Source organism: Streptomyces sp. NPDC002958, from assembly GCF_055563255.1.
Genome location: NZ_JBVHDS010000005.1, coordinates 143,682 through 168,740 on the forward strand (window position 1 = coordinate 143,682; position 25,059 = coordinate 168,740).

Sequence of the window (25,059 nt, forward strand, 5' to 3'; positions counted from 1 at the left end):
CAGCTGTCCGCGCCCGGTCACCACCGCACACCACCGTCCGCGCCCAGTCGCCACCGCGCTCAGCCGTCCGCGCCCAGTCGCCACCGCGCTCAGCCGTCCGCGCCCAGGATCAGTCCCGAGGTGGGTACGCCGGTGCCTGCCGTGACCAGGGCCCTGGCCGCCCCGGGCAACTGGTTCACCGACGAGCCCCGGATCTGCCGGACCGCCTCCGCGATGCCGTTCATACCGTGCAGATACGCCTCCCCAAGCTGGCCACCATGTGTGTTCAGGGGCAGCGCGTCGGCCGCGACGAAGTCGGCGGCCTCGCCCGGTGCGCAGAAGCCGAACTCCTCCAGCTGCATCAGGACGAACGGTGTGAAGTGGTCGTAGAGGATGCCCACATCGATGTCCGAGGGGGAAAGGCCGGAGTTCCGCCAGAGCTGCCGGGCGACCACCCCCATCTCCGGCAGACCGGTCAGATCGTCGCGGTAGAAGCTGGTCATCTGTTCCTGCGCCCGTCCGGCCCCCTGGGCGGCGGCGACGATCACGGCGGGCGGGTGCGGCAGATCCCGGGCCCGCTCCGCGCCGGTGACGACGATGGCCTGCCCGCCGTCGGTCTCCTGACAGCAGTCGAGCAGCCGCAGGGGTTCGACGATCCACCGCGATGCGGCATGGTCGGCCAGGGTGATCGGCTTCCCGTAGAAGTACGCCGCAGGATTCCGGGCGGCATGGCGCCGGTCGGTGACCGCGACATGGCCGAAGGCGTCCGGCGTCAGCCCGTAGGTGTACAGATAGCGCTGGGCCGCCATGGCGACCCAGGAGGCGGGCGTGAGCAGCCCGTAGGGGAGGTTCCAGCCGAGCGCCGTGCCTTCCGCGGTGGGCTCCCGCTGCTGCACCCCGGAGCCGAACCTGCGCCCGGAGCGCTCGTTGAACGCGCGGTAGCAGACCACGACATCGGCCACCCCGCTCGCCACGGCCAGGGCCGCCTGCTGGACGGTGGCGCAAGCCGCCCCGCCCCCGTAATGGATGCGGGAGAAGAACGACAACTCACCGATACCGGCCGCCTGGGCGACGGTGATCTCGGGGCTGGTGTCCATGGTGAAGGTCACCAGGCCGTCGACATCGGCGGGGGTCAGCCCGGCGTCGTCGAGGGCGGCCCGCACCGCCTCGACGGCCAGTTCGAGTTCGCTGCGCCCGGAGTCCTTGGAGAACTCGGTCGCCCCGATCCCCACGACCGCCGCCCTGCCGCCGAGCGAGTCGGCCCTGCGCACGCTCATGCCGCCCCCTCAGGAACGCTGACGGTCACCGTGCCCGTGACATGCCTGCCGAGACCGTTGGCTCCGACGACCGACACCTCGGCCGTCCCGTCGTCCCCGAGAGCGGTGACCGTACCGGTCAGGACCATGGTGTCCCCGGGGTGATTGGGCGCGCCCAGCCTGATGGCGACCTTGCGGAGCACGGCCGACGGGCCGAGGCGGTCGGTGACGTACCTGCCGACCAGGCCGTTGGTCGTCAGGATGTTCATGAAGATGTCCGGGGAGCCCTTCTCCCGGGCGAGCTCCGCGTCATGGTGCACGTCCTGGTAGTCGCGGGAGGCGATGGCGCCCGCGACGATCAGGGTGCGGGTCACCGCGACCTCCAACGGCGCCAGCTCCTCACCGACCTTCACTCCGGTCCCTCCTTCACGAGCGACTGGCCGAGCTCCTGGAGCACTTCGCTGCCGCATCCCAGATAGGCGTCGAGCTGACGGCCCCAGAGGAAGTGGCGGTGCACGGGATGGTCGAGGTCGGCGCCCGTTCCGCCGTGCAGATGCTGTCCGGCGTGCACCACCCGCTTTCCGGCCTCCGACGCCCACCAAGCGGCGGTCAGCGCCTGCGGCCCGTACGGCAGCCCCGTGTCATGGCGCCACGCCGCCTCGTACGCGGTGACCCGTATCGCCTCGGTGTCCATATGGGCATCGGCGGCGCGCAGCAGCACCCCCTGCTTGGCGGAGAGCGGGCGCCCGAACTGCTCCCGGGTGTTCGTGTGGGCGATTGCGCGTGCCAGCGAACCGGCGCACACCCCGGCCTGCAATCCGGCGAACGCAGTCCGGCTCACGGCCAGCACCGCCTCGTACGCCCCCGCGCTTCCGAGCCGCTCCCCGGGCGCCCGGTCCAGGACGAGCCGCGCCGCCGACCACGGTGCCGTGGTCTCCACCGGCTCGGTCGCCACACCCGGATCAGCGGTCCGTACGATCCACAGCCCCCGGTCCGAGTCCGCGACGAGGACCAGGGACGCGTCCCGCAACCACGGCACGTACGGCACGCTGCCGCTCAACCGCCCCTCGTCGTCCGCCCGTATCCCGCCGCGCGCCGGGAACGCCCCGGTCGCGACAGCCGTGCCGTCCCGCAGCGGCGGCAGCAGCCGCTCCCGCTGCTCGTCCGTGCCGTGCCCGGCGACGGCGAGCAGCCCGTACACACAGCTCGCCGCGAACGGCACCTGCGCCGTCGTCCGGCCCTGCTCCTCCAGCAGGAGCACCAGGCCCAACAGCCCGGTCTCCTCGACGGCTGCGGTCAGACCGGCCGCGCAGAGCTCCTTCCACAGCTCGGCGTCCGTCCCCGCGCCGGCTGCGGCCAGGCGCTCGTGTGTCGACAGATCGCCGAAGATCCGCGCCGCCAGCCCCTGTGCCGCGGTCTGCTCCTCAGTGGGTGCGAAGTCCATGTCAGCTCTCACCTCCCCGGAAGACCGGAAGCTCCAAATCGGGGTCCGTACGAAGGAATTCCAGCCGCACCGGCATTCCCGTCCGGACCTTGTCGTACGGCACGCCGACCACATTGCTGACCATCCGCACCCCCTCCGCCAGCTCTATCAGCGCCACCGCGTACGGCCCGCCCTCCTCGGAGGTGCCGAATGCGGGGAAGGGCGGGTGATGCATCACGACGTGGCTGAAGACGGTGCCCTCGCCGCCGGCCTCGACCGTGTCCCATTCCTGGCAGCCGCACGCATTGCAGCCGGGCAGCCAGGGAAAGCGCAGGGTCCCGCACTCGCCGCACCGCTGGATCAGCAGTTTGTGTTCGGCGACGCCCTGCCAGAAACCGGCGTTGTCCCGGTTGATCACCGGCCTCGGGCGCAGGCTCGGACCGCCGCGACGCGCGGCGCGCTTCACCGTTGCCGGTGTGTACTTGAGGATCCGGAAGCGGTGCGTCCCGGCGGGCTCCCCTTCCGCGTGGACATCCATCCGCGTCGTCACGAAGTAACCCGTCCCCAGTTTGGTCGTCTTCCGCCGCGAGACCGACTCGATCACCGCGTCGAACGTGATCCGGTCCCCGGGCCGCAGCGGACGCAGATACTCCTGCTCGCAGTCGGTCGCGACCACCGAGGTGTACCCCGCGCCGTCGAGCAGGCCGAACAGCTCCTCGTACGCCTCCGAGCGGTCGGTGTGCCCCGACAGACCACCCATCGTCCACGCCTGCAGCATCGTCGGCGGAGCGATCGCTCCCGGCCCCGCGTAGGCGGGGTCGGTGTCCCCCATCGCCTCGCACCAGTGCCTGATCATGGGCTCGTTGACCGGGTCCTTGCCGACGCCCGCGGTCACGGCAGCCCGCCCCTCGAACACCTTGAGCCGCCCGTACAACTCGTCCCGCTCCTCGGGCCCCTGCGGCTCTTCCCGCACGCCCGTCACCGCTCGCCCCTCTTCATGCCGAGCCGCATCGTCGCGACGATCTCCCGCTGCACCTCGCTCACCCCGCCCCCGAAGGTGTTGATCTGCGCCGCCCTGTTCATCCGCTCCAGCTCCCCGTCCCCGAAGGAGCCGGGCGAACCGCCCCGGATCGTCCCGGCCTCGCCCGTGATCTCCTGGCAGATCCGATACACCTCGACGGCGCTCTCGGTTCCCACGAACTTCACGCCGCTCGCCTCGCCCGGGGCCGGCGAACCCGCACCGACATCTCCCACCAGACGCCAGTTGAGCAGACGTGTCGCCGCCAGCCGGGCATACGCCTCGGCCAGCCGGGTCCGCACCCACGGCTCGTCGACCGGACGCCGGCCCGTCACCGGATCGGGAGTGCGAGCGAAAGTGAGTGCTGCCTCGTAGGAGTCCTCGGCCTGCATTCCGATCGCGGCGAGAGCCACCCGTTCATGGTTCAGCTGACTGGTGATCAGCCCCCAGCCGCCGTTCTCCGCACCGACCAGGTGGGTGGCGGGCACCCGTATCCCGTCGTAGTACGTGGCCGTCGTGGTCAGCCCGCCCACCGTCTCGATCGGCGTCCAGGCGAACCCCGGGTCGTCCGTCGGAACCAGAATGATCGAGATGCCCCGGTGCTTGGGCGCGTCCGGGTCCGTACGGCAGGCGAGCCAGATCCAGTCCGCGTTCTGTGCATTGCTGGTGAAGATCTTCTGCCCGTTGATCACCCAGGAGTCGCCGTCCCGCACGGCCCTGGTGCGCAGCGCCGCGAGATCCGTACCGGCCTCCGGCTCGCTGTAGCCGATGGCAAAGACGAGCTCACCGCCGAGGATCCTGGGCAGGAAGTACGCCTTCTGCTCATCGGTCCCGTATTTCATGAGCGTCGGTCCGACGGTATTGAGAGTGACCATCGAGACGGGCGCCGAGGCCCGGTAGGCCTCGTCGAAGAAGACGAACTGTTCGTCGGGGCCGCGGCCCTGGCCGCCGTACTCGACGGGCCAGCCGAGTCCGAGCATCCCGTCGGAGCCGATCCGGCGCAGTAGTCGGCGTTGTTCGGCCGGGTCCTCGGCCCCGGGTCCGGTCCTTGCGTCCCTCCCGGGCATTACCTTGCGGAAGTACGTGCGGAGTTCGGCGCGCAGCTGTTGCTGACGCTCCGTCTGGGCGAGGTGCACGGCGGCTGCCTCCCGGACACGGGCGTACGGATCAGGTTTTCTGACTGTCCGTCAGATCACTGGACGCTGTCAAGGTCGACGACGCCCCCGACCCGGTCGCCGGGCAACGCGAAGCGGCCCGCGCGAAGCACCGAAGCACCCTCGCGCGGGCCGCTGTTCACCCAGCCGTGGCCCGCCCCCGACCGGCCCCAGGGCCGGCCCGGACTTACCAGAGCTCGGTGAAGTACACCGTGCCAGACCAGTTGCTCTGGTAAACGTCGGTGAAGGGCGAGTCGTTCACCTGGGCGGTGTTGCTCTGGTTCGTTGCCCCGTAGCCGACGGCCTGCTGCTGCGTCGTGGACGAATTACCGTAGTTGCTGTCACCGACGCCACTGCCGATGACCGTCGCAACGGCCGCGTTCGATCCGTCGTTCGCGTACGAGCCGTTGTCGGCCTGGGCCACGCCGCCGAAGAGCGCGACAGCGAGGGGCAGAGCCGCGACAGCGGCGAGGGCACGAGCGGTACGGATGCTTGCCATGTCAATTCCTCCAGGAACCGAAAGTACGGCTTATCCCGGGGCAGTCGGCCGACCGCCCCGGTGTTGGTCACGACGTCACAAAACCAGAGTTTCCCACCGATTTCCTGACGAACCGCCCATGCACTCCAATTCACCCGTAAGTATGAGAAACGCCTGGTAAACCTCTCGCGCCCCAAAAGCCCCAGCTCACGCCCCTCCTCCACCCCTCACGTACCCCTTCCCGCCACCCTCCGGGCCGCCCGGTCCCGTGCACCCCAAAGAGAAGAAGCATTCCCGCACCCAGCCCGGCTACCCCACGCCCCCCTTTTCTTCTTAGAACACGTGTAACGCCGTGAATCTCCTCAAGCCGGGGTCAGCTCGTGCCCCTTCCGTGCCCGATCGGGCGGGAAACCACGGGGAGGCACGGTGGTCGGCGGGCAGCGAACAGCACAACGGCCCCCGACCGTCATGCCTGGTCGGAGGCCGTTCACCTGCGCGGTGGGTGTGGGATTTGAACCCACGGTGACATCGCTGCCACGACGGTTTTCAAGACCGATCAGCCTGCAGCGGCTCTACCTCACCTGACCTGCAACTACGTCTCAACGCGCTTGCTCGCGGAAGCATCTGGCCCACGCATGGCCCACAGCGCCCTCACGAAACCGGGACGAGGCGACTTGTGAACCCATCAGCACACAATCGCTCGTATGCCACGGCGACGGAGTCCGGGACGTCTTGCCGAATCATGAACCCCTGCTCCGGGTAGATGAGCAGGCGCTGCTGAGCCCCAACGAGCATGTCGAGCACAAGCCGGGGGTCTTTGATCGAGTCGACGTATTCCATGAGGGTCATCGGCGCTGACGCGCTTATGAACTCAACCTCCGGCCACAGCTTGCGCGCAGTCGCATAGGCCCTCCGCTCCTCGTACGGCTTGCTGACGAGCAGCACGGACGAAACGGTGACGTCCCGTTCTGCGAGCAGTGCGCGCGAGAAGTTGATGTTCTCGCCTGTGTTCCGCGCGTTCGGCTCGACGAGAATGGCTGAGTCGGGAACACCCAGCTCCAGCGCCCGTTCCCGATAGTGCTCGGCTTCCCCGCGGGGCATCCGGTCGCGCGTTGTGCGGCTGGTAGCACCCGTGAAAACCATCAACGGGAACATGTCTCGCCGGTACAGATCAACCGTCACGTCTGCCACGCCCAGATCATGACTGCCGAGCCCGATGGCCACCGAGCAGGGGCGCGGCTCGTGGCGCATCTGCTGAAAGTCCCAAAGCTGTTGGGCATCCGACCATGCCTGCGTAGAGATCACTGGGCTACTCCTTGCGCCGAGTCGGGGACTTTGAAGTCGTATGCCCAGGCGAAGCGGCTCGCCGCGTGAATACCGACCGCGAACTCCACGACGGTCCCGTCAGCTGTACAGGTGGTGCGGTGAAGCTCCACGACCCACTCGCCGGGCGTCAACTGGAGTAGCGCAGCCTCCTCCGATGTCGCGGGGCGAGCGAACAGCTCCTCCCGCATGTGATCGATCTCGTAGCCCGCGTCATAGAGCACGCGGTAGCCACCGCCCTTGCCTGCTGGCCCCGGCGTCGGGTCGACAAGCCGCGTTCCCTCGACGTGCTCGGGACGGTAGTAGCTGGTCAAGGTGTGCGTCGGCTGGTCACCCTCCTTCACGAGGCGGGCACGTGCGTACACCTCGGAGCCATCCGGCAAACCATGCGCCGCCGCTACAAGCGGCGTGGCCGGCACACAGCTGACGTTCTGTGTCTGCTCGCCACGTTTGTGCGATCGGCCCGAAGCTACGCGGTCAGCGATGAACGCGACCTCATCACCGTCACGCCACTTGGCCTTGTCGTACCGAGCGATGCCGAGCCTCTTGATCGGGGCTTGCTGCCGCACGACAGTGCCGTGACCTCGGGAAGAAGTCACCAAGCCTTCGGCTTCCAGGGCCTTGTAGGCCGCGTGGACCGTGGACTTTGAACCTTCACCAGCCTCGACCAGGTCTCGGATGTGCGGCAGCTGCTGACCAGGGGTGTACTCGCCCCCCTTGATCTGCTCAGCCAGTTTGTCTGCCAGTTCTCGCCACTTGGGTGCCACACCAACTCCTCTCGACAGGTCCAGTCAAACACAGTCCCAGGACTGTTGACAGTCCTGGGACTGTGCGCCATTGTCATCTCAGACGCCCGCAGTCCTGGGACAGCGGGCGGAGGGGGGTCCTTCTTTGGGCTGCTCCTGACGCCCGGAGAGCCCGTGAAACGGCTCTAAGGAAGCGACTGGCTTTTGTTGAGAACTGAACAGTGAACTCAGGCGAGGTGAGATTCCTCGCTCCCGTGGCGGCCGGGTGATGTCGTCGGCAGTGGTGCAGCGCGTCGGCGCTGGACGCACGATCCTGCGGCCCTGGAGAACACCCCTTGGGTGCCACCCGCAGTGAGCTGCCCTGCTGAGCGCCAGGCAGAGAGATGGCGCACGACCTTCGCAGCGGTTGCTGCGGCCGGTTGCCTCCTCCGCCCGTCCAGCCCTTCTCGCGGCTGCACGGACGGGGCTGAGGGGAGCCGGAGATTTCCCGCTTCACCCAACACGGCGTGCAGCCCCGGGTCTGGACACCCGGGGCTGCTGTTCGGGCCGTTCCACTGGAAGGAGTCACGACCCATGTACGAAGGTACTGCCGCAGGAGAATCGATCACTACCGAGACCGATCAGCTGTCGAGCATCTTCGCTACGCACTCTGTCCGTCTGACCCGCTGGGTCTACAACCGCCTTGACCGTGCCGACTGGCACCTGGCCGAGGACCTCGTCCAGGAGACCTTCGCCTGGCTCCTGGAGCTGGGCGGCGTCGGAGACCTGTCCGCCGATGAGGCGGGCGCCGTGCTGGAGATGCTCGCGCGGCACGTCATCGACGACCACTACCGGAAGATGAGCCCGGAGCCGATGGACCTCGGCGACCTGGCTCAGGATGACCAGGCGCTCGTCGAGGCGTCCGCCGAGGACACCGGGCTCGCGAACATCACCATCCTGGCGATGCTGACCGAGGTGCCGGCCCCGCTGGGGGTCGCGGCATGAAGCGCTCCCCCTTACTGCAGACGCGGGCCGCACTGGCGGTCGCGGTCCTGCTGCTGGCGCTCTTCCCGAACCTGCTGTCCGTCGTGACCCCGGTGGCCGCGATCGTCGGCTGGGCCGTGGCTCAGCCGCTGATCGCCGGTATCGCGGTCGGTGCGGTCCTTTTCGCCCGGCGTAAGCGCCCGGCACCGCCGATGCGGTCGGCGCAGGTTCCGGTCCAGTCGCAGCGGGTCTCTACCGGCTCGATGGGGGTGGCGGCATGACGAGCACCTGGCAGGAAGAGAAGCGCGCCAACAAGGTGCTGGACGCGGAGCAGGCCCGCGAGGACCGCCGCCTTGAGGTAGAGGCCCAGCTGAAGGCCCGCGAGACGAAGGCGGCGCAGCAGCGTGCGGACGCCGCGGCTGCCGAGGAGCGCCGGGCGGTTCGGCAGCGCGAGGCCGACGAGCGTGCCGCCCGTCTCGCGAAGCAGGCCCGGTCCGACAAGCAGGCCAAGAAGAAGGCCAGGCAGGCCGCGCGCGCCGAACGGAAAGCCGCCCGGCAGCAGGCGCTGACCCCGGGGAACGTGTACCGGCTCGGGACGCTCGCCCTGGTCACCGCGTCGGCGCTGGGCTCCCTGCCCGCGCAGATCATCCACTTCCTGCACTTGTCCCCGATGCTGCTGCCGCTTCCCCTGTCGATCGAGGGTGCGGCGTGGGTGTTCGCGGCCGGTGTCGCGTTCGCCGACGCACGGAAGCTGCCCGGGTGGGTGCGGTGGCTGCTGCGAGGATTCATCCTCGCCGCGGCCGGTTTCGCCGCCACGATCAACTTCTCTTACGGCACGAGCCTGTCCGGCTTGTCTGAGGGGGAGTCGCTGACCGCCGGCATCGGGCTCGCCGCGGTGTCGCTGCTCGGTCCGCTCCTGTTCGAGATCCGCCAGTGGGTCTCCACCCTGGACGAGAAAACCGGCACCGCCGAGGACAAGAAGCGGCGCCGGGAGGAGAAGAAGGCGGAGAAGAAGCGCCAGGAGCACCGCGCCCAGCGCCGCAAAGACCACAAGGAAATCGCGAAGGCAGCAGACCGTCTCCTGTCCGCCCTCCCGCTCGGCAGCATCACGGAGGAGGAGGCCTTCGCGACCGCGTGGGAGATCGAGACCGGCGCGCAGCCGGGCATGTCCGCCGAGACCTACGCCCGCGCCACCAACAGCAAGGTTCAGCTCGGTGCGGCGTTCGAGCTGGGTGAGCACGTCCGCCCCGAGCTCCTCCGCACCGGGATGATGGCGTCCGCTCTCAGCCCCCTCTCGCGCACCCTTCCGAAGCTCGGTCCGGTGACCGAACTCCCCGCCCTGCCGAACACCCCTACAACCCAATTCCCGCAAGGGAAGCAGCCGGTTGCACCTAAAGCCGAGAACGGCCCGGAGAAGACCACTGAGGCCGCGTCCGAGACGGATGAGGACAGGAGCTGGGAACGGCACCTGGACCGCGCCCGGGAGGCCGCTGCCGATCTCGTCGCCGAGGGCAAGACGATCAGCGCCACCTCGCTCGCGAAGGTCTTGAAGATCCGCCGCGAGGACGCGATGAAGCTCCGGGACCGGATCGTCGAGGAACGCCGTCTCCGGGTCGCCTGACCCACCCCCCCATCCACTGCTGTACCGACTCCCCTAGGAGAGCTCTGCCATGTCTCGCATCATCCGCACGCTTGCTGTCTCCGGTGCCGCCGCCGCTGCTCTGATGGGTGCCGCGTCCGCCGCCACCGCCGACTCCCCCGAGGCCGCCACCGCCGTGATCGAGGAGGCTGCCAACCGCGCGGCCGGCGCCCCGGTCTCGCTCCCCGACGGCCGGACTCTCCATGTACGCGGCCTGGACTCGGTGTCCTACCGGGCCGACGCCTCCCACCACACCGCCGTCGTCAACCTCGCCGACGCCAACCAGATCGGTTCGGGTGTGCAGCCGCAGCAGGTCCAGACGCAGGCCGGGGCTGGTGGGATCTCCACCATCGCGGTCGCCGCCCTGGCGCTCGGCATCGTCCTGTTCTTCGGCCTTAAGAGCGGTCGCCTGGCCAAGGGCTGGTTCGTCGTCAGCCTGATGATGGGCGTCCTCCTGTCGGGCACGCTCATCGGCCCGATGGTCAGCCAGCTCACCGGTAGCGGCGTCACGATGTTCGGCAACTTCTGGGCCGGGATGTAGATCCCCGCTGCCTCTGGCCGCCGCCGACTCCCGGCGGCGGCCCCTAACCCCCAGAGCAGGAAGGGAAGTCCCATGGCAGTGGAGACCGCTACCCCCGGACCGGCCGACGACGGCATCGTCGACGCCGAGATCGTGGAGCCGACCCGCATGGACCGGATCCGCGAAAAGGCCGGCCCCCACAGCGCGAGGGCCCGCCAGGTCCTCGCCGCCCAGCGCGCCAGGGTCAGCCTCCGGCTGTCCGCCTGGTTCTCGACGGCCGACGTCACCGACGCCGAGCTGGCCGCCGAGATCGAGCGCAAGCGCCGCCAGGCCGACCGGCGCGACGGCCAGGAGGCCCGCGCCCTGGCCGCCGGGCTCCGGGCCCAGATCAAGGCCGCGCCCACCCAGGAGGCCGCCACACCGCTCCTGGCCCAGCTCGACGCGCTGGAGGCGGCCGGGCCGGACGCCGACCGGCTGAAGATCAGCGGCCGGGACATGAGCAAGGCCCGGTGGGCGAAGAAGGCCGGGCGCGTCGGCATCGTCGCCGCCGGAACGTACGCCGGATTCCAGGGCCTTGCGATGGAGCCGCTGATCGCCCTGGCGGCGCTCGGCACCGGTGGCCCGGCCGCATGGTGGTACCTCTCCCGGCCGCTGTCGGCCGAAGAGGTCGCCGCGGACTCGGTCCCGCAGCAGGGCGGCCCCGGCCTCGCGCCGGCAGAAGCCCCGGCGCCCGGTGCGTCGTTCGTCCCGGACAGCCTCGCGGCCATGAGTAGGGTCAGCCTGGTCAAGCCCGAGTCGGGCCGGGTCCAGGGCGAGGCCGACCTCGTCACCGCCTTGGTCAAGGCCGGGATCATCACCGCCGCCCAGCGCGACGAGACGCACCTCGCCGGGGTCATCGAGCCCGCCGGCCCCGGCTGGACCGCCACCGTCGATCTCCCGCGCGGCATCAAGGCATCGGCCGCCGTAAGCCGGATCGAGGACCTCGCGTCCGCCCTCCGCATCAAGAAGAGCCGTATCGAGATCACCCCAGACACCGGCGACGACGGCCACGAGGGCCGGTTCGTGCTCTGGGTCGCCAACGAGGACAACCCCTACGGCACGACCAAGACCCCCAGCGAGCTCATCGACGCCGCGGCCTGGGACTTCTGGAAGCAGGGCGTGCCGCTGGGTGCCGACGCCCGGCGCAAGCGCCACGTGCTGCCCCTGCTGTGGTCCTCGCTGCTGATCGGCGGACTCATGGGCTACGGCAAGTCCTACCTCGCCCGGCTCGTCGCAGCCGCGGCCGCACTCGACCCGACCGTGCGCATCATCGTCATCACCGGCAAGACCGGGCCGGACTGGGCGCCGTTGCGCCACATCGCCCACCAGTGGATCGCCGGGGCGACCCCCGACATCATCCGCAGTGTCCTCGACGTCATGGAGCAGACCATCGAGGAGATGCAGGACCGGGGCACCGAGCTGGACCGCCTCTACGAGCTCAACCCGGACCTCGTCCCCGAAGGGAAGATCACGCCCGAGCTCGCGACCAAGGGCATGGGCCCGGTGCTCCTGGTCGTCGACGAGCTCCAGGAGCTCCTGGACGGTGCCGCCCTGGTCCAGGTCCCCATCGAGGACGAGCCCGAGAACGGCCGGGCCAAGACCCGTGGCGGCCGTGACCTCATGGTCGAGGCGTTCGCCCGGTACGTGCGCGTCACCCGGTTCGTCGGCGGCATGGGAGTTTTCATCACCCAGCGCCCGGACGCCGACTCCGTCCCGACCAAGCTCCGCGAGGTCTGCGCGAAGCGGGCCTCCTACCGGGTCAAGGGCGACCGCAGCGCCAAGATGGTCCTCGGTGACGACGCGGTGGCCGGCGGAGCCGCCCCGCACCTGCTCGGTGACGCGTCCAAGGGCGTCGTCGTCCTGGACCAGGGCGAGGAGTCCGGGCACGCCACGCTCAAAGCGGATGTGATCGACCTCCCCGAGTTCCGGACGATCTGCCTGCGCGGCCGCCAGCTCCGCCAGGACGCCGGGACGCTCACCGGGGACGCGCTGGAGTACGGCAAGAAGGACGCCGAGGCCGAGGCCCGCACCCGGCTGCTGACCGACTGCGTCAGCGTCCTGGACGCGGCCGGAGTCGACCGCGCCCGCACCGAGCGGCTCCTCGAACTCCTCCAGGGCCACTCCCCCGGCCGGTACGACGACGTCACGAAGCCCCAGCTCCAGGCCCGGCTCCGCGATGCCGGAGCAGGCACCACGGTCAAGTTGGGGCCCATAGACGGCATGGCCAACCCCAACGGCTACACCCGCCAGCAGATCGCCGACGCTCAGACCGGCAAATAAGGGCAAACCACCCGGTCGCAGGGGTGGTCACCCCCCGGTCGATGCCCGGATCACCCCGGTATGCACCCCGGTCGCGACGGACCCCGAACCGGTCGGCCGACCACCCCGAAAACCCGCACGACCACCCTCGGTACCAGGGCAAACCAGGCGCCGACCAGGGGGTGACCACCCACCAGACCACCCACCAGACCCTGACAAACCGCACAGGAGGCACGAGATGACCGACACCTACGGCGCCGACCTGATCGCCCGGATCGTCCGCGAGTTCGAGGACACCGTGGAGCCGCACTTCCGCCGCGGAGGCAGCCGCGCCGCCGGGTACCGGGCCGCACAGGCCCTGGTCGACCGGTACGGAATCTGGCCCGTGGAGGAGGCGAAGAGGGTCATCGCCGTTCAGCTCGAGCTCGGCGAGCGCTGACCGAACCGGACCGCGAAGGGGCGTCCCCTTCCGCCTGGCAGCACCAGGAGCGCCCCGACACCCACCCACGCACCACTCATGAGACGGAGACAGTCATGGGCAAGCAGACGTACTTCCGGACCGAGCGGGACTTGAAGGCCCTCAACCGAATGCTGAAGGTCGGCGACCGGCTCTACGCGGTCAATGACATCGAGACCAGCATGTCGCCCTGGGAAGACCCGCAGCTCTACAGCGTGTACACGGTCACCGGCCGGTCCTGGATCGACCAGCAGTGGATCGTGAACGGCAGCTCCTGGACGGTGGCCACGCTGGTCCACCAGGGCGGCGTCTACACCGAGCCACCGGCCGGAATGCGGAACATGGCCACCCCCGGCCCGCAGGTCGCCGGGCCTCTCCCCGCCGGTCAGGAATTCGGCCGCGAACTCGACGAGGCCGAACTCGCCCGCCTCGAAGGCCGCGTCGCCACCGACCGCCGCCAGCACCGCAAGGACGGCCGCGGACTCAAGGGCCACAAGTCCAGCTGGTTCTGACAGCTGCCCGATCCGCCCGTCCCGTACGGGCGGTGAGGGGAGCCGGACAGACCACCGGCCCCAAATCGCGCACCGAGGAGACGAGATGAAAAAGCAAGAAGCGATCGAGGCCGCAGCCAAGGCCGTAATCGAGCACGGTGGCCCGCTCCAGCTGACCGATCCGCACATTGCAACTGGGGCCATGGGCACCGCGCTGAGCCTGGGCGCCACCCACGAAGACATCCGACAGGCGATGCGCCGTCAGCGCGGCGAGTCCCTGGATCGCTGACCACTTATGAGAACGGGGCGTCCCCTCCGCCTGGCAGCACCGGGGACGCCCCACCACCCACCCACGGCACCAACCGCAGGAGGTAAGAGCAGATGAGCACGACCGCGACCCGCACGGCAACCCCACCCCCGGCAGAACTGGTCATCGACGTCGACGGCCTGGTCCGCGAGATCGAGCAGTACCTCACCGCCCGGACCCGCACGACAGCCCACCCGCTCGTCACCAAAACCACCCAGGAGCTCGTGGCCGAGGCGCTCGGCACGCAGGCACCGGCCACCGCCGCCACGGCGCCGGCGCTTCCCGGCCGGGCCCTTCGGCTCCTGCCCGACTGGGTGCTCCAGATCCCGATCGTCCGTCACCGCCACGGCGGCAACCGGCAAGTCACCGTCGCTGAGCACCTGGAGCTCACCGCCCTGGTCATCCAGCGGTACGGATGGGCCCAGGACACCCACCGCACCCGGTCCGGCCGAGTCTGCATCCTCGGCGCCCAGGCGGTCCTCTACCGGCTCGGCATCGGCGACGAGACCACCGTCGACCGCGCCGGACAGCGCCTGCAGGCCGTACTCCGCAGCCGTGGCTGCACCCTCCCGTACCACCGCTGGAACGACATGCCGGACCGCAGCGCGGGCGAGGTCATCGCCCTCGTACGGACCGCAGCCCAGATGGAGGCGAACCGATGATGGCCGTGTACATCCTCGCGCCGACCACCATCGACGGGACCGTCCCCGGATGGGCACTCACCGGTCCCGTCACCGCTTTCCACACCCGCTTCGACACCGACACCAACCGCGACATCGAGGCCGCGGCGGACTGGGCCGAGCAGATCATCGGTGCCCGCCAGAACTGGTGGCACATCGGCGAGAACGGCCGCGACCGCTGGGAAGCGGTGACCAGCCGATGAGCGCCTTCGAAGCGGGCGACGAGGTGCGCATCGTGAGCTGCGAGGACGACCCCCGCGCGGTCGGGCGGACCGGGCGGATCGTCGACGAGGTCCCGCCCGGCCAGCTCACCCAGGGCCGGTGGACCGTCCACCGGATCAGCCTGTTCATCGGCCCCGTGCTGTGTCACACGCACGAGCTGCAGAAGACCGGGCGGTGACCGACGTGCTGCCCCAGTGGCCAACGCCGGAAGTCGCCTACGCCACCGCGCCTAGCACCATTCGCGAGATCGGCTGGACCGCCAACGCCGCGGCCACTCGCCCGTTCGGTACCGAGATCGGCCGGGAGTTCTGGCTCCGCAAGGCCGCCCTCTTGGACCGCATCGCACTCGCCGACGAGGCAACAGGGCACAGCGGCGATGCTGCCGAACTCGCCACCGAGGCCGCCCGTCGGCTGATGCAGCTGGACGACGCGAGCGTCATCTGCGACCCGCGCCACTACGTCCGCCAGCAGTACGCCCGCTGGGCCACCAACCACTAGCTGTACCCGGGGCGGTCGCCTCTCGCCAAAGACCGCGACCGCCCCGGATCTCCCTTTTCCGACAGAATTCAGGAGAAGCCCCAGCATGACGCATGACAGAACCACTGCGCTGCTGACAGCAGCGCTGGACGCCGCCACCCGAGGATGGGCGGTCTTCCCCCTCCGCCCTGGAGGCAAGCGCCCCGCCCTCCACGGGGAAGAGCAGTGCCCCCGGACCGGGGCCTGCATCACGGGCCACTGCAAGTGGGAGGACCGCGCCACCACCGACCCGGACCGTATTCGCCGGGCGTGGGCCGACCGGCCGTTCAACATCGGGATCGCAACGGGCCCGTCCGGGCTGGTCGTCGTCGACCTCGACATGCCCAAGCCCAACAGCAGCACGGGCACGCCTTCCGGCGTGACGACCTTTGAGGCGCTCTGCGAGCGCGCCGGACAGCCCGTCCCCACCACCTACCGGACCCGGACCGCGAGCGGCGGACACCACCTGTACTTCACCGCCCCTCCCGGCACCCGGCTCACCAACAGCGCGGGCAAGCTCGGATTCCTCATCGACACACGAGCCTGGGGCGGATACGTCGTTGCCCCTGGCAGCACCGTCAACGGGCAGGCATACGAGGTCATCGACGCCACGCCCGTGGCCGAACTGCCCGCATGGCTGCTGAGCACTCTCACTGCCGTACCAGCGCCCGCGCAGCCGGTACGCATCCAGGCCCCCCGGTTCGGCAACCGGGCCGCAGACGCCGCCCTGGAACGCGAAACCGCCACCGTCCGTGCCACCACCGAGGGAGGCCGCAACGAGCAACTGCTCAGGAGCGCTCGCGCCGTGGGCCGCTTCGTCGCATGGGGCGACCTCCCCCGGCACGAGGTCGAAGAAGCTTTTCAGGAGGCGGGCGAGTCGACCGGACTCCCGGCTGCCGAGTGCCGCACCACGATTCGCAGCGCCCTCAACTGGTCCATCCGCACCTGCCGGCCAAGGCGGACCGCCGCATGAGCACCCAGCACCGCCCCCACCTGAAAAGCCTCCCCCAACCCCCCACCGGCCCCAGCACCGCCGAACCTGCCCCCGCCGCATCCGGCAGTAGTGCGCCGAAGGACGTCGGCCGTAAGGCCGTCCTTTCATCTGTTCGTTCTGACCCGCAGACCGGGGACGGCCGGTACCCGATCGCGTGGCTCACCATCAGCGCCCCGCGCGGCGCGGTGCCCACCGCAACCAGCGTCTGCGAATGCGGCCGCAACCTCTTCGCCGCAGGCCACCGCAAGGCCCTCGCCCTGATCGCCGACCACGCCCGCCACCGCGACCTCTGCCCGCTCCGCACCCGCCAGGAAGGCGCCGCCGTATGAACGCGACACCGCCCATCCCACCTATCGACGGTGCCGCCCTGCTCAACGAGATCGAGCAGTTCCACCGCCGCTTCAACGCCTTCCCGGCTGAGGCCGCCTACGTCGCCGTTGCCCTCTGGGACGCGCACACGCACCTGCTTGACTGCTTCGACTCCACCCCGCGCATGGCCTTCCTGAGCCCCGAGCCGGGCAGCGGCAAGACCCGGGCCCTCGAAGTCATCAGCACGCTCGTGCCGCACCCTATGCACGCCGTCAACGCCTCTCCGGCTGCCCTCTTCCGCGCTGTGGCCGACACGGCTGGGCGGCCCACGATCCTCTTCGACGAGATCGACACCGTCTTCGGCCCCAAGGCCAAGGACAACGAGGATCTGCGGGGCCTGCTGAACGCCGGCCACCGCAGGAGCGGTGTCTCCTACCGGTGCGTCGGAGACGGCGGCGCACAGACGGTCGTCGCCTTCCCCTCGTACTGCGCGGTCGCCATGGGCGGACTCGGATCGCTGCCTGACACGATCCTGGCCCGCTCCGTCATCATCCGCATGCGGCGCCGGGCCAGGAACGAGACGGTGGAGCCCTTCCGCGCCCGCATCCACGAACCGCAGGGCCACGCCCTGCGCGACCGGCTGGCCGCATGGGCCGACCAGGTCCGCGACCAGGTCGAGGGCGCGTGGCCGGACATGCCCGACGGCATCACCGACCGCCCCGCCGACGTCTGGGAACCCCTACTCGCCGTAGCCGACGCGGCCGGGGGCGACTGGCCCGAACGGGCCCGTACCGCATGCGTCGACCTCGTCACCGCCGTGGCAGAAGACGACCGTGCCTCAATCGGCGTCAAACTCCTCACGGACCTCCGCGACCACGTCTTTCCCGGCACGGACACGCTCTCCACCGTCGAAATGCTTCACATGCTCAACGCCATGGAGGAGTCCCCCTGGGGCGACCTCGACGGCCAACCGCTCACCGCCCGAGGCCTCTCCAAGATGCTCAAGGAGTACGTCACCGCCAAGAACAAGCCCATCTCACCCCGCGCTCTGCGCATCGGGGGCCAGGTCGTCAAGGGCTATCACCGCGACGACCTGAACGACGCCTGGGGCCGGTACTGCCCTCCGCCCCCAGAAACATCGGTTACATCGGTTACACCCGCCACACTGCCGTCCTGACCTGCGGCGACGCTGTAACCGATCAGGGCCGTGTAACCGATACACCTCCGGTTACACGGCCCCGCGCGCCAGCGCCTGTAACCGCACGCCATCGGTTACACCCCACCCATCGGTTACAGAAAACACGGCCCTGACCTGCGGCGTAACCGACGTAACCGATGTAACCGCACCTGCGAGACCGAACCCGAGCCAAGGAGTCGCGCCATGGCCCGCCCCACGATGCTCAAACTCCCCGAAGTCCTCGACGAGATCGGCATGAGCCGCGCAGCCTTCTACCGGATGCGCGCCCGCGGTCAGGGACCGCGCCTCATCAAGCTCCCCAACGGGCAGCTCCGCGTTCGTCGTTCGGACCTGGACGCCTGGCTGTCCCAGCACGAGGAAGCCGCCGCCTAACCCATCTCGCTTTGAGGGGGCCCCGCCGGTGGGCCCCCTCACTTATCTGGAGAGACATGCTCACGTACGACGTGGACTTCTGGTCCATCCGGCAGCGTAAGAGCCGCCCGAAGCCGTTCGAACTGCGGTGGCGGGTCGGCGAGCGCTCGCACTCCAAGAGTTTCAAGCTCAAGTCGCAGGCCGAAGGGCGCCAATCCCAGCTAATGGCCGCACTGCGCAAGCGGGAGCAGTTCGACGACGAGAGCGGGCTCCCGGTGTCTGAGCTTGAGGCGCTGACCACGCCCACCTGGTACGAGCACGCCACCGCATACGTGCTCATGAAGTGGCCGAAGGCTGCGGCCAAGCACCGCGCGAGCATCGCTGAGACGTTGGCCACCATCACGCCGGTCTTCGCGTCCAGCTCGCGCGGCGCCCCGAAGGCCGCCGTGCTGTGGAAGGCGCTCTACGCGTGGGCCTTCCGCGCGGTGCGGGACGCGGAAGGCAACCTGCACCTGCGGCACCACGTCGAGGAGCCGCCGGCCGATGTCGCCGAGGCACTCGCCTGGATCGCTGAGCACACGTACAAGATGACCGAGGTCGCCAGGTCAGACCGGCTGCGGGCCGCCCTGGACGCCATTTCCAGGAAGCTCGACGGGAAGCCCGCGGCAGACAACACGGTGAACCGGAAGCGCATGGTGCTGAGCAACGTGCTGCGGTACGCCGTCGAGCGTGCCATCCTCCCCGCCAATCCGCTGAATGGCGTGGACTGGACGGCCCCGGTGAAGGACGACGAAGTCGACTTCCGGTACGTGCCCAACCCGGAGCAGGCCGCCGCCCTCATCGGCGCCGTGCGGCAACTCGGCGAGCGGGGCGAGCATCTGGCCGCGTTTTTCGGGTGCCTCTACTACGCCGCCATGCGTCCCTCGGAGATCGCGGCCCTGCGTGAGGAGGACTGCGCGCTGCCGAAGTCGGGGTGGGGCGAACTCGTCCTCGCCGGGAGCCGTCCCGAGGTCGGGTCAGGCTGGACGGACGACGGGAAGTCGTACGACGAACGCGGTCTGAAGCGGCGGGCGCGGAAGGCCACCCGCCCGGTACCGATTCCGCCGGTCCTCACGGCGATGCTCCGGGAGCACAAGGAGCAGCACGGGGTGGCAGACGACGGCAGGCTGTTCCGGGCCGCAGAAGGGGGACGTGTCAGGTCTACGGAGTACTGCGCTCTCTGGGACGCGGCCCGCCTCAAGGCCCTGTCTGCGAAGGAGGCGAAGACCCCCCTCGCAGACGTGCCGTACTCCCTTCGCCACGCGGGGGTATCCCTGTGGATCAACTCCGGAGTGGACCCGGTGGAGGTCGCCCGGCGGGCGGGGCACAGCCTCACTGTCCTCTTCCGGTTCTACGCCAAGATCCTCCGAGGGCAGCAGGACCGCGCAAACGCCCTCATCGAGCAGGGGCTCAACGGCGGATGAGTCCTCGATCCTGGCCCACACATGGCCCATACGCACTGGTCAGGGCCGGGATATAGGCGAGTCAGGGTGAGACAGAGTGAACGCAGAGAGCGGGCCCCGAAACCCGGGGCCCGCTCTCTGACCTGCTACTTCCCTGACCTGCGTGCGGTGGGTGTGGGATTTGAACCCACGGTGACTCGCGCCACGACGGTTTTCAAGACCGTTCCCTTAGGCCGCTCGGGCAACCCACCCCGCGTCATCGGTCCATGGACCGGGGTTGACGCGAGGACAGCCTAGCCGGTCAGCTGTCGCCCTTGCGCTCCCCCAGGGTGAGTTCGGCCGTTGCCGTCTTGCCGTCGCGCTTGTAGGTCAGTGTCACCTGGTCGCCGGGCTGGTGGGTCCAGATCTCGCCGATCAGGGTCGGGCCGCTGTCGATCACGGTGTCATCGAACTTGGTGATGACATCGCCCGCCTCAAGACCGGCCTTGTCCGCAGGGCCGCCCTCCGCCACGGCTGCCGTACCGCCCGCGCCCTGGTCGGCGATGACCGCGCCGCCGGTCCCCTCATCCATCGTGACCGTCGCGCCGATCACCGGGTAGACCGGCTGACCGGTCTTGATCAGCTGCTGGGCGACGTTCGTCGCCTGGTTGATCGGGATCGCGAAGCCGAGGCCGATGGAGCCCGCCTGGGTCTGACCGATACTGCTGCCGGTCGACTGGATGGCGGAGTTGATGCCGATGACCGCACCGTTCGCATCGAGCAGCGGACCACCGGAGTTGCCAGGGTTGATCGAGGCGTCGGTCTGCAGGGCGCTCATGTACGAGTTGCTGCCGCCGGAACCGTCGCCGGAGGCGACCGGGCGGTCCTTGGCGCTGATGATGCCCGTGGTCACCGTGTTGGACAGACCGAACGGGGCACCGATCGCGATCGTCGAATCACCGACCGCGACCTGGTCCGAATTGCCGAGGGGCAGCGGGGCGAGCCCCGGCGGCGGGTTCTTCAGCTTCAGAACGGCGACGTCGTAGCCCTGTGCCCGGCCGACCACCTCGGCGGCGTACTTCTTGCCGTTGGAGAACGTCGCCATGAGCTGGCCGTTGTCCGCCGCGGAGGCCACCACGTGGTTGTTGGTGAGGATGTGGCCTTCCTTGTCGTACACGAAGCCGGTGCCCGTACCGCCCTCGCCGTCACCGCCCTGCGCATCGATGGTGACCACGCTCGGGAGCGCCTTGGCCGCCACGCCCGCGACCGTGTCGGGATCACGCTTGAGGTCCTGCGGGTCGGTCGGCGCCGAGACCGTTGTCGAGCCGTTGCGGTCGGCCGCCCAGTAGCCGAGGGCGCCGCCGACACCGCCGGCGATCAGCGCCGCCGCCACCACCGCGGCCACCAGGCCCTTCACACCCCGCTTGCGCGGGCCTTCGGGGGAGTGGAGCTGGGCCGGGGCGCCCCAGGCCGGACCGCCGCCGTTCGCACCGTGGTGCGCGTACGCGGGGACGGCGGGAGAGGGCGGGGGCCAATTGGCTTCGGCGGCCGACTGGAGCCCGGGGGGAGGCGTACCCGGGGCGGAAGCCATGGGGGTGGTCGCGGTGGCCGGTTCCTCCGTCGGAGGCAACGGCTGCTGCGCGGCTGCCGCGTCCGGCGCCTGCGGGGGCGTCGGAGCCTTTGTGTACGCGGGCGTGCTCCCGGATGGCCCCTGAGGAGCATCGGCCGGCACTGGAGGTGCGGACGGAACGGCCTCGGCCGCAGTGCCCTCGTTGCCCTCGTTCTCTGTGCTCACAGCTTTTTACTCCTCGGTTCCATATCATTTTCGGCAAGAGATCCGCTGTATACGTGATACGTGTCCGGGGACAGCTTTTCCCAAGGCACGTCAGGCCACTGTAAGCAGGACCTGTGCATCTGCACACCAATCTTTACATCCGGCAAAACGGACTCCTGCCGCGAGGCGTACACAGTCGCGGAGCAAGGTACAGGCAGCAGTGGCGCAAGCTGTACGCAGCGGTCGCCTCTCGGTGACACCATGACGCAGTGACCCAAGCACGGCAGCAATCCATGCACCATTCCATCCAGGTCATCGCCCACCGGGGCGCGTCCGACGACGCCCCCGAGCACACCCTGGCCGCATATCGGAAGGCGATCGAGGACGGCGCCGACGCCCTGGAGTGCGATGTACGCCTCACCGCCGACGGCCACCTCGTCTGCGTACACGACCGCCGGGTGAATCGCACCTCCAACGGCCGCGGCGCCGTCTCCGCACTGGAACTCTCCGAGCTCGCCGCCCTCGACTTCGGCTCCTGGAAGGACCGCGAGGAGTCGGAGGCCCCGGACTGGGATCCGGTGCCGGGCGAGCTCACCTCCGTGCTCACTCTGGAACGACTGCTCGAACTGGTCGCCGAGACACGGGCCGCCGGGCGCCCGCTCCAGCTGGCCATCGAGACCAAGCACCCCACCCGCTGGGCGGGCCAGGTCGAGGAGCGGCTGCTGCATCTGCTGAAGCGCTTCGAACTCGACGTCCCGCCGAACGATGGCCCGTCACCGGTACGGATCATGAGCTTCTCGGCACGCTCCCTGTACCGCATCCAGGCCGCGTCCCCCGCCCTGCCCACCGTCTATCTGATGCAGTTCGTCTCGCCACGCCTGCGTGACGGGCGACTGCCGGCCGGGGCGCGTATCGCCGGTCCCGGAATGCGGATCGTACGCAGCCACCCCGGCTACATCGAGCGACTGCACCGTGCCGGACATCGCGCGCACGTCTGGACGGTCAACAAACCGGAGGACGTCGAACTCTGCATCGAACTCGGCGTCGAGGCAATCATCACGAACCGCCCCAAGCAGGTTCTGTCACAACTGGGACGCTCTTAACATCAGTTACACGGAGTACACCGGCGCATTCGAACCGTATTCGATCGTTACGAGTGCGTCATTGGCGGGCGATTGGCCGGTTTCCGGTCCAGTCCAGGAGGGCATCCACTCCGTGGCGTGGGGCAAAGGAGGTCTCGGGGGTGGCGTTGGTGGTGGCACAGGAAGTGCCCACGTCGTCGAGCATGGCCGTACCCCATGGCCCTGCGGGCGTGGGTCAGGCGCGGCACCGGATGCGCGAGCAACTGCGCGGCTACGGGGTGCCGGATTCGGTCGTCGACGATGCTGTATTGATCCTTTCCGAACTACTCAGCAATGCCTGTCGGCACGGCAGGCCGTTGGGGCGACACACGGATGTGGGTGACGGCGACATCCGCGCCGCATGGCGCGTGGACAGAACAGGCGGGCTGACCGTCGAAGTGACGGACGGAGGTGGCCCGACCCGACCGATTCCGGCCACACCGTCGGTGACGGCGCGCGGCGGCCGCGGGCTCAACATCATCAGCGCGCTCGCCGAGGAGTGGGGCGTACGCGACAGCTCGTCCGGCGAGGTCACCGTCTGGGTCCTCGTCAGCGAGGGGCACGGGCGGGTGTCCGGAGTGCCGGGCGTATCAGGTGTGACGGGGCTCGACGGGCTGGGATTCGCGGAAGCCTTCGACGACGTGGGCTGACGTTCCCACACGGGTACGGATGTCTGCGGTGACGGCGGTACGGGCACCTGTACCAGGGCACGTATCGATGGACAGGCGTGCGCGAGGCGTTCCGCACCCCTGTACCACCGGGAGCGCGGGCAGATGTGTCCCGGATGCGACACGGGCAGCTAGGCTCGCGGCCCAGACCGCACTGTCGCAATCGGGAGAAAGCCCACCATGGCCAAGAAGCGCCCTCAGTCCAAGGCCGGGAAGCAGCAACTCAAGGATGGCGAGATCCCGGTGGTCGGGGCTCGCGAGCCCTGCCCGTGCGGTTCGGGCCGCCGCTACAAGGCGTGCCACGGCCACGCTGCCGCCCATGCGGTGACCGAGCTCGTCCACCGCCCCTTCGAGGGCCTGGCCGGCGAGTGCGACTGGGTCGCTTTGCGCGAGCTGGTGCCCGCCGCCACGGTCGAGCTGACACTGAAGGACGGGCTGCCCGAGGGCGTGCCCTCCGTGACGCTCGCCACCGTCCTGCCGATGGCATGGCCCGCGCTCCGCCGCGACGACGGTTCGGTGCTGCTCGCCCTGCAGAACGACACCCCGTCCGGTGACCTCAGCCGTGACCTCGCGGACACGCTGCAGCGGGCACTGGCCGCCGAGCCCGGTTCGCCCGTGGCCGCCCGGCGCGCGCCGGCCGACGGTCCGCGGCTGCAGGACGTGCTCGACCCCGGCGCGGCGTTCGAGCCCGTCGTCCACTCCGGCTTCGAGTTCTGGGTCCCGGACGCGGAGAACGCCACGCCCGAGGTGTCCGCGTCCCTGCAGCGCGCGAACGAGGCGGCGATCCCGACGACGCTGCTCTCCGGCGTGGACGCCGCTTACTGGTGCGAGACCCCGGAGAAGAACCACCTGCGCTGGGTCATGCCCCACCCCGAGGAGCAGCTTCTCGACGCGCTCGCCCGGCTGCACGCCGCCGGCACCTCCTCGCTGGGCGAGGGGACGCGGCTGGTCGGCTCCTTCCGGGCGCACGGGCTGATGGTCCCGGTCTGGGATCTGCCGAGTGCGATGGGGGCCGAGGAGTGCGAGAAGCCCGCGGCCGAGCTCGCGGAGCGGCTGGCCGCGGCGCTCGCCTCGGACGCGCCGCTCACCGCCGAGGAGCGGCGGGCCCGTGGCGGGCTCACCAACCGCCAAGTGACGCTCAGCTGACAGTGACGACTCCGGGGTCCGTTCGGTGACTCGCGTCACAACTCGCTGTACTCACAGGTAAATCACTGTCCGAATACGCGAGATCGAATTTGCGAACGGCAGATCTCTTGTTACCGTTCTAGAAGCCCGGTCGCTGGTGCATCCCCCGTCGCCAGCGATCGGGCATCCTCATTTTCGGGTACGGCGCGCAGCGCACGATGCGGCGCACGCGCCCGCGCGTGAACCCCTCGCCGGTAGGGCTCCGCCCACCGAGCCCCTGCCTCCATGGCCGACCCCGGCACCCCAGCGTCTGCGTACCGTCGTCAACCCGGTGCGACAGAGTCCGGATGACACCGGGCCCCATCAGCGGCGGCGCCTCCTGTACCCGAAACGCCGCAGATTCCACGACACGCCGCAAGGTGCCGACGAAGCGACCGGGCTCGGACAGATGTCGGCCGCCCGAACTCCTTTACGGTCACCCCCTCTACTGAGTTACTGGAATAGATCTTCGAAGAATCGTTCGAGAGGATTCCGGAAAGACCATCAGAAATCCGCCCGCCGACGCGCTTTGCCGCAGCAGAGTTTGTGTCGACCGACATGAGACCGGTACCGAGACAGGGGGCAAGAG

At 69.5% G+C, this 25,059-nt stretch carries 29 protein-coding genes and 2 tRNA genes; 20 read left to right on the forward strand and 11 right to left on the reverse strand.

Annotation, left to right across the window (positions count from 1 at the left end):
- Nucleotides 1–89 precede the first annotated feature (89 nt).
- From ACZ3IC_RS11540 to ACZ3IC_RS11580, 9 genes are all read right to left on the reverse strand, one after another.
- Nucleotides 90–1,256: a lipid-transfer protein gene (locus ACZ3IC_RS11540; protein ID WP_467414960.1), complete on the reverse strand. Its 1,167-nt coding sequence runs from the start codon at nt 1,254–1,256 to the stop codon at nt 90–92.
- A complete protein-coding gene (locus ACZ3IC_RS11545) occupies nt 1,253–1,648 on the reverse strand; it encodes a MaoC family dehydratase (RefSeq protein WP_467414961.1) in 396 nt (131 codons plus the stop codon). The genes ACZ3IC_RS11540 and ACZ3IC_RS11545 overlap by 4 nt, the downstream gene beginning before the upstream one ends.
- A complete protein-coding gene (locus ACZ3IC_RS11550; RefSeq protein WP_467414962.1) occupies nt 1,645–2,679 on the reverse strand; it encodes an acyl-CoA dehydrogenase family protein in 1,035 nt (344 codons plus the stop codon). The genes ACZ3IC_RS11545 and ACZ3IC_RS11550 overlap by 4 nt, the downstream gene beginning before the upstream one ends.
- A 1-nt stretch (nt 2,680) precedes the next feature.
- Nucleotides 2,681–3,640 (reverse strand): bifunctional MaoC family dehydratase N-terminal/OB-fold nucleic acid binding domain-containing protein, encoded by a 960-nt coding sequence (locus ACZ3IC_RS11555; RefSeq protein WP_467414965.1) that lies wholly within the window; start codon nt 3,638–3,640, stop codon nt 2,681–2,683.
- Entirely contained in the window at nt 3,637–4,812 is a 1,176-nt protein-coding gene (locus ACZ3IC_RS11560; protein ID WP_467414968.1) for an acyl-CoA dehydrogenase family protein, read from the reverse strand. Before ACZ3IC_RS11560 ends, ACZ3IC_RS11555 begins: the two co-directional genes overlap by 4 nt.
- A 205-nt stretch (nt 4,813–5,017) precedes the next feature.
- The gene (locus ACZ3IC_RS11565) at nt 5,018–5,329 is read right to left on the reverse strand and encodes a hypothetical protein (protein ID WP_467414970.1); all 312 of its coding nucleotides are present in this window, start codon (nt 5,327–5,329) and stop codon (nt 5,018–5,020) included.
- Nucleotides 5,330–5,804: 475 nt separating this feature from the next.
- Nucleotides 5,805–5,890 (reverse strand) — tRNA-Ser (locus ACZ3IC_RS11570).
- A gap of 69 nt (nt 5,891–5,959) precedes the next feature.
- On the reverse strand, nt 5,960–6,613 hold the full coding sequence (locus tag ACZ3IC_RS11575) for a YdcF family protein (protein WP_467414973.1): 654 nt from the start codon (nt 6,611–6,613) through the stop codon (nt 5,960–5,962).
- Nucleotides 6,610–7,398 (reverse strand): GntR family transcriptional regulator, encoded by a 789-nt coding sequence (locus ACZ3IC_RS11580; RefSeq protein WP_467414976.1) that lies wholly within the window; start codon nt 7,396–7,398, stop codon nt 6,610–6,612. Before ACZ3IC_RS11580 ends, ACZ3IC_RS11575 begins: the two co-directional genes overlap by 4 nt.
- 552 nt (nt 7,399–7,950) lie before the next feature.
- On the opposite strand from ACZ3IC_RS11580, the gene ACZ3IC_RS11585 reads away from it, so the two are divergent.
- The 17 genes from ACZ3IC_RS11585 (at nt 7,951) to ACZ3IC_RS11665 (ending at nt 19,785) form a co-directional block, all read left to right on the forward strand.
- A complete protein-coding gene (locus ACZ3IC_RS11585) occupies nt 7,951–8,361 on the forward strand; it encodes an RNA polymerase sigma factor (RefSeq protein ID WP_467414977.1) in 411 nt (136 codons plus the stop codon).
- Nucleotides 8,358–8,621 carry a hypothetical protein gene (locus ACZ3IC_RS11590; RefSeq protein ID WP_467414979.1) on the forward strand — a complete coding sequence of 88 codons (264 nt, stop codon included), beginning with the start codon at nt 8,358–8,360 and terminating at the stop codon, nt 8,619–8,621. Before ACZ3IC_RS11585 ends, ACZ3IC_RS11590 begins: the two co-directional genes overlap by 4 nt.
- A complete protein-coding gene (locus tag ACZ3IC_RS11595) occupies nt 8,618–9,961 on the forward strand; it encodes a hypothetical protein (protein WP_467414981.1) in 1,344 nt (447 codons plus the stop codon). Before ACZ3IC_RS11590 ends, ACZ3IC_RS11595 begins: the two co-directional genes overlap by 4 nt.
- 49 nt (nt 9,962–10,010) lie before the next feature.
- The gene (locus ACZ3IC_RS11600) at nt 10,011–10,520 is read left to right on the forward strand and encodes a hypothetical protein (protein WP_467414983.1); all 510 of its coding nucleotides are present in this window, start codon (nt 10,011–10,013) and stop codon (nt 10,518–10,520) included.
- 72 nt (nt 10,521–10,592) lie between these two features.
- Complete coding sequence (locus ACZ3IC_RS11605; protein ID WP_467414985.1) at nt 10,593–12,818, forward strand: hypothetical protein; 2,226 nt, start codon at nt 10,593–10,595, stop codon at nt 12,816–12,818.
- A gap of 217 nt (nt 12,819–13,035) precedes the next feature.
- On the forward strand, nt 13,036–13,236 hold the full coding sequence (locus tag ACZ3IC_RS11610) for a hypothetical protein (protein ID WP_467414988.1): 201 nt from the start codon (nt 13,036–13,038) through the stop codon (nt 13,234–13,236).
- A gap of 95 nt (nt 13,237–13,331) precedes the next feature.
- Complete coding sequence (locus ACZ3IC_RS11615) at nt 13,332–13,766, forward strand: hypothetical protein (RefSeq protein ID WP_467414989.1); 435 nt, start codon at nt 13,332–13,334, stop codon at nt 13,764–13,766.
- Between the two features lie 85 nt (nt 13,767–13,851).
- Nucleotides 13,852–14,034 (forward strand): RNA-binding protein, encoded by a 183-nt coding sequence (locus ACZ3IC_RS11620; RefSeq protein ID WP_467414992.1) that lies wholly within the window; start codon nt 13,852–13,854, stop codon nt 14,032–14,034.
- A 92-nt stretch (nt 14,035–14,126) separates the two neighbouring features.
- Nucleotides 14,127–14,714, forward strand: coding sequence for a DUF6197 family protein (locus ACZ3IC_RS11625; RefSeq protein ID WP_467414994.1), 588 nt, complete (start codon nt 14,127–14,129; stop codon nt 14,712–14,714).
- Complete coding sequence (locus ACZ3IC_RS11630) at nt 14,711–14,935, forward strand: hypothetical protein (RefSeq protein ID WP_467414995.1); 225 nt, start codon at nt 14,711–14,713, stop codon at nt 14,933–14,935. The genes ACZ3IC_RS11625 and ACZ3IC_RS11630 overlap by 4 nt, the downstream gene beginning before the upstream one ends.
- A complete protein-coding gene (locus ACZ3IC_RS11635) occupies nt 14,932–15,132 on the forward strand; it encodes a hypothetical protein (protein ID WP_467414998.1) in 201 nt (66 codons plus the stop codon). The genes ACZ3IC_RS11630 and ACZ3IC_RS11635 overlap by 4 nt, the downstream gene beginning before the upstream one ends.
- Complete coding sequence (locus ACZ3IC_RS11640) at nt 15,129–15,452, forward strand: hypothetical protein (protein WP_467415000.1); 324 nt, start codon at nt 15,129–15,131, stop codon at nt 15,450–15,452. Before ACZ3IC_RS11635 ends, ACZ3IC_RS11640 begins: the two co-directional genes overlap by 4 nt.
- 85 nt (nt 15,453–15,537) lie before the next feature.
- Entirely contained in the window at nt 15,538–16,443 is a 906-nt protein-coding gene (locus ACZ3IC_RS11645; protein WP_467415002.1) for a bifunctional DNA primase/polymerase, read from the forward strand.
- Entirely contained in the window at nt 16,440–16,793 is a 354-nt protein-coding gene (locus ACZ3IC_RS11650) for a hypothetical protein (RefSeq protein WP_467415003.1), read from the forward strand. The genes ACZ3IC_RS11645 and ACZ3IC_RS11650 overlap by 4 nt, the downstream gene beginning before the upstream one ends.
- The gene (locus ACZ3IC_RS11655; RefSeq protein WP_467415005.1) at nt 16,790–17,950 is read left to right on the forward strand and encodes a DUF3631 domain-containing protein; all 1,161 of its coding nucleotides are present in this window, start codon (nt 16,790–16,792) and stop codon (nt 17,948–17,950) included. The genes ACZ3IC_RS11650 and ACZ3IC_RS11655 overlap by 4 nt, the downstream gene beginning before the upstream one ends.
- 204 nt (nt 17,951–18,154) lie before the next feature.
- Nucleotides 18,155–18,343, forward strand: a complete 189-nt coding sequence (locus ACZ3IC_RS11660) for a helix-turn-helix transcriptional regulator (protein WP_467415008.1) — start codon at nt 18,155–18,157, stop codon at nt 18,341–18,343.
- 56 nt (nt 18,344–18,399) lie between these two features.
- Nucleotides 18,400–19,785 carry a tyrosine-type recombinase/integrase gene (locus ACZ3IC_RS11665; RefSeq protein ID WP_467415009.1) on the forward strand — a complete coding sequence of 462 codons (1,386 nt, stop codon included), beginning with the start codon at nt 18,400–18,402 and terminating at the stop codon, nt 19,783–19,785.
- Nucleotides 19,786–19,930: 145 nt separating this feature from the next.
- Here the strand turns inward: ACZ3IC_RS11665 and ACZ3IC_RS11670 are convergent.
- Together ACZ3IC_RS11670 and ACZ3IC_RS11675 are read right to left on the reverse strand one after the other, a co-directional pair.
- Nucleotides 19,931–20,015 (reverse strand) — tRNA-Ser (locus tag ACZ3IC_RS11670).
- A 50-nt stretch (nt 20,016–20,065) separates the two neighbouring features.
- Entirely contained in the window at nt 20,066–21,538 is a 1,473-nt protein-coding gene (locus tag ACZ3IC_RS11675) for a S1C family serine protease (RefSeq protein WP_467415011.1), read from the reverse strand.
- Nucleotides 21,539–21,810: 272 nt separating this feature from the next.
- Here ACZ3IC_RS11675 and ACZ3IC_RS11680 point away from each other — a divergent pair, with 272 nt between their 5' ends.
- From ACZ3IC_RS11680 to ACZ3IC_RS11690, 3 genes are all read left to right on the forward strand, one after another.
- Nucleotides 21,811–22,620, forward strand: a complete 810-nt coding sequence (locus ACZ3IC_RS11680; protein WP_467415014.1) for a glycerophosphodiester phosphodiesterase — start codon at nt 21,811–21,813, stop codon at nt 22,618–22,620.
- Nucleotides 22,621–22,673: 53 nt separating this feature from the next.
- On the forward strand, nt 22,674–23,288 hold the full coding sequence (locus ACZ3IC_RS11685; RefSeq protein ID WP_467415016.1) for an ATP-binding protein: 615 nt from the start codon (nt 22,674–22,676) through the stop codon (nt 23,286–23,288).
- A gap of 198 nt (nt 23,289–23,486) precedes the next feature.
- Nucleotides 23,487–24,452 (forward strand): DUF5926 family protein, encoded by a 966-nt coding sequence (locus tag ACZ3IC_RS11690; RefSeq protein ID WP_467415017.1) that lies wholly within the window; start codon nt 23,487–23,489, stop codon nt 24,450–24,452.
- The last annotated feature ends 607 nt before the right edge of the window (nt 24,453–25,059 follow it).